The 3862-nt window shown below is 69.5% G+C and carries 2 protein-coding genes and 1 pseudogene; 1 reads left to right on the forward strand and 2 read right to left on the reverse strand.

The window, feature by feature from the left end; translation table 11 throughout:
- Positions 1-70 precede the first annotated feature (70 nt).
- On the forward strand, positions 71-2575 hold the full coding sequence (locus K8V84_RS00235) for a transglycosylase domain-containing protein (RefSeq protein ID WP_304069106.1): 2505 nt from the start codon (positions 71-73) through the stop codon (positions 2573-2575).
- 70 nt (positions 2576-2645) lie between these two features.
- Here the strand turns inward: K8V84_RS00235 and K8V84_RS00240 are convergent, their stop codons facing one another.
- Together K8V84_RS00240 and K8V84_RS00245 are read right to left on the reverse strand one after the other, a co-directional pair.
- On the reverse strand, positions 2646-3722 hold the full coding sequence (locus K8V84_RS00240) for a prenyltransferase (protein ID WP_304069105.1): 1077 nt from the start codon (positions 3720-3722) through the stop codon (positions 2646-2648).
- Positions 3722-3862 (reverse strand): annotated as a pseudogene (locus K8V84_RS00245) (methyltransferase); the annotation flags it as partial. The pseudogene K8V84_RS00245 and the gene K8V84_RS00240, both read right to left, overlap by 1 nt.

Genomic DNA, 3862 nt, shown 5'->3' on the forward strand with positions numbered 1-3862 from the left:
GCCTGCGGAGAAGGAAACCGAGGAGGAGCCCGAGGCAGGCTCCGCGGACGAGGCACGGCCGACCGAGGCCATGCCCGTGGTCGCCGCCGCCACGCCCGATCCTCCTGCCGGGGAGAAGCCGGAGGAGGAACCCGAGGCCACCGAGGACGCCGACCGGACCGCCGAGCAACAGTCGGCCCCGGCCGATGACGAGATGTGGCCGCAGCCTCGACGGTTCTCCGACTACGCGTCCGAACGCGAGGAAGAGGCCAGGAACGAGGCCGAGAAGGACGACGGATCCTCCTCCGCCGCCGCGACCGCCGCGACCGCCGCGGTGGCCGCGGGCGGGGTCGCCGGAGCATCTGCCGCTCCAGCCTCGGCTGAGGCCGCACCCGGTGCCCCTGGTGGCCCGACCGGCCCCGGCGGCCCCAAAGGCCCACCCGGTGGTCCGGGTGGCCCGAAGGGCCCCGGCGACAAGGCCAAGGGCGGTAAGAAGCCGAAGACCAAGAAGCCGCTGTGGTGGCGAATCCTGCGCGTGTTCCTCGTCGTCACGGGTCTGATGATCATCGCGGGCGCCGGCGTGTTCGCGTTCTTCTACACCACGGTGGAGATTCCGGACGCGGCCAAGGCCGACGCGGTCGAACAGGGGTCGACGTTCTACTTCGCCGACGGTGAGACGGAGTTCGCCTATCGCGGCACCGACCGCGAGGTGGTCGACTACGAGGAGATGGTCGCCGGTGGCGATCACGTCGTCGAGGCCGTCATCTCCGCGGAGGACCGGGGCTTTTGGACGGAGCCCGGTGTCTCGCTGAGCGGTACCGCGCGTGCGGTGTGGTCCACGGTCACCGGTGAGCAGGTGCAGGGCGGCTCGACCGTCACCCAGCAGATGGTGCGCAACTACTACGAAGGGGTGTCCCTGGAACAGACCGTGGCCCGCAAGGTCCAGGAGATCATCATCGCGATCAAGGTGGACCAGAACGAGGACAAGGAGTGGGTGATGGAGCAGTATCTCAACACCATCTACTTCGGTCGTCAGGCCTACGGCATCCAGGCCGCCGCTCAGGCGTACTACCACAAGGACGTCGGCGAGCTCACCCCGGAGGAGTCCGCCTTCCTGGCCGCCGCCATCCAGCAGCCGACCCGCTTCGGTCAGGCCGACGTGGAGACCACGCCGGCGATGGAGAACCGGTGGCAGTACGTCATCAACGGACTGGTCACGACCGAGGCCATCACCCAGGCCGAGGCCGACCGGATGGAGTTCCCCGCCCCTGAACCGGAGAAGCCCATGGCGGGCGCCGACATCAGCGGCTACAAGGGGTACATGCTCCAAGAGGCTCTGAGCGAGCTGGAGCGTCTGGGCTACACCGAGGACCACATCAACCGGCAGGGCTACAAGATCGTCACGACCTTCGACAAGGGCATGATGGACGCGGCCTATGAGTCGGTCGAGGAGATGGTGCCGCCGGAGAGCCTCCCCGAGGGGGTCAACATCGGTCTGACCACCATCGACCCCGCCACCGGTGAGGTCAAGGCGTTCTACGGTGGTCACGACTACGTCGCCAACCAGTACGACAGCGCCTTCCTGGGCGCCGCGCAGGCCGGTTCGGCGTTCAAGCCGTACGTGTTGGCCACCGCCTTGGAGCAGGGCTATGGCCTGAACTCCACGGTGGACGGTCGTGGTCCGCGGGACGTCCAGGGGTCCCGGGTGCAGAACGCGGGCAACTCTCCCGGCGGGGTCATGACGTTGACCCAGGCCACCCAGGTCTCCAACAACCTGGGCTTCGTGGAGCTGGCGCAGGAGGTCGGCTTCGAGGAGATCCGTCAGACCGCCTACGACGTGGGTCTTCCCGAGGGCAGTATCGACGACAACCAGCTGGTGCCGGTCATGCCGCTCGGAGCGAGCAGTGTGCGTCCGGTCGACCAGGCCAGTGGGTTCGGAACCTTCGCCAACGGCGGTGTGCACATGGAGGCGCACGTCGTCAAGGAGGTCGTGAACCAGGCGGGCGACAACGAGCGCCCCGACGTGATCGAGAACCGTGCCCTGAAGGAGACCACGGCCGCGGACGTCACCCACGCGCTGGAAGGGGTCGTCAACAGCGGCACCGGTACGGCGGCGCGATTGTGGGACCACCCGGTCGCGGGCAAGACCGGTACGACCGACGGCAGCGTCGCTGCCTGGTTCGTGGGCTACACCCCGCAGTTGTCGACGGCGGTGGGCGTGTACAGCGGGAACAACGAGAGCTTCAGCATCCCGGGGCACAACATCTCCGGTGGCGGTCTGCCCGCCTCGATGTGGAACTCGTACATGACTCGCGCGATGGAGGGCTACGAGCGCGGTTCGTTCCCGGACCCTGCGTTCGACGGCACCACGGAGAACTGGGCGCCGGACCCGGCCACCCAGGAGCCGCAGGAGCCCCAGGAACCGCAGGAGCCGCAGGAGCCGCAGGAGCCGCAGGAGCCCCAGGAACCCGAGGTTCCGGAGATCCCCGAGGAACCGGAGATCCCCGAGATCCCGGAGGAACCAGAGGAGCCGGGTATTCCGGAGGAGCCGGGCATCCCGGAGATCCCGCCGTCGACCCGTAGTGACGACGGTTAGCGTCCTCACGCGAAGAGGGCCCCGTACCGCGCCGGTACGGGGCCCTCGCCGTTGTCGGGGGTGAGAACCCTCAAACGACCGCCGGTTCTGTGTCCCAGCTGTGCAGGAACACCTGGGAACCGGGGGTGGTGCGGGTGAGGGCGTCCACTGCCAGCACGACCGCGGCGCTCGTCCAGGTGCTGCGCTCGATCGGCCAGCGCACCTGTTCGGCGAACTGGTAGCCGGTCCAGTAGACGCCGTCGTCGGGGTCGCGCAGGTGCTGGATCTCCCGCAGGATGCGTACCGCGGTGTCGGTCCGGCCCATGGAGGTCAGCGCGAGCACCAGCTCGGAGGACTCCGCGGCGGTCACCCACGGCTGGTCGCTGACGCAGCGCACGCCCAGACCGGGCACGACGAAGGTGTCCCAGCGCTCGGCGACGCGGGTCTGGGCGTCGTCGCCGCGGACCGCTCCGCCCAGGATCGGGTAGAACCAGTCCATCGAGAAACGGGAGCGGTCGGCGAACAGTTCCTCGCGCTCGTTGATGAGGAGGGCGAGCCGGTCGGCGGCGGCCTCCCACTCGGGGCGCTCCCGGCCCAGTCGGGTGCCCAGCGCGGCGCCGCAGCGCAGCGCGTGGTGCACGCTGGAACAGACCGTGAGCAGGGCGTGGTCGCCGGGCGTTCCGTCCTCGCCCCGCGCCCACAGGATCTCCCCGTGGTCGCCGCGCAGCGCCAGGACGAACTCCAGTCCGCTCTCCACGGTCCGCCACAGGTCCTCGGCGAACGCGATGTCGCCGGTGGTGAGCAGGTGGTGGAACACACCCACGGCCGGGTAGGCGGCGTGGTTGGCCTCGCGCAGATTGGTGACGGGTGTACCCTGCCGGAACTTGGCGGGCCAGCCGCCACCGGGGTGGCGGCTCTGCGACAGCCAGCGGTAGGCGCGGCGGGCGGCCTCGGCGTGCTCGGGCACGATCAGCCCGGTCACGGTCAGGGCCATGGCGCACTCAACGTGGTCCCACACGTCGGTGTGGCCGCCGGGGAACCACGGGATGGCGCCGTCGGGCTCCTGGGCGCGCACCAGGTAGTCGGCGGACCGGTACAGCTGTTCGGTGCTGAGGACCCCGGGGAGGTGCAGGGCGTCGGGGTCGTTGGGCGCGGGTGTGGTGGCCATCAGTCGGACACGTCGGTCGTGAGCGGCTTGCGCACGTACACGATGACGCTCTTGCCGATGACCGGGTTGAGGAGTCTCTCCGCGATCCGGGTCACCCTGGGGGCCTGGAGCATGTCCCAGACGAGCAGGTCGTGGTAGGC

Source organism: Nocardiopsis listeri (assembly GCF_020741345.1).
GTDB lineage: Bacteria > Actinomycetota > Actinomycetes > Streptosporangiales > Streptosporangiaceae > Nocardiopsis > Nocardiopsis listeri_A.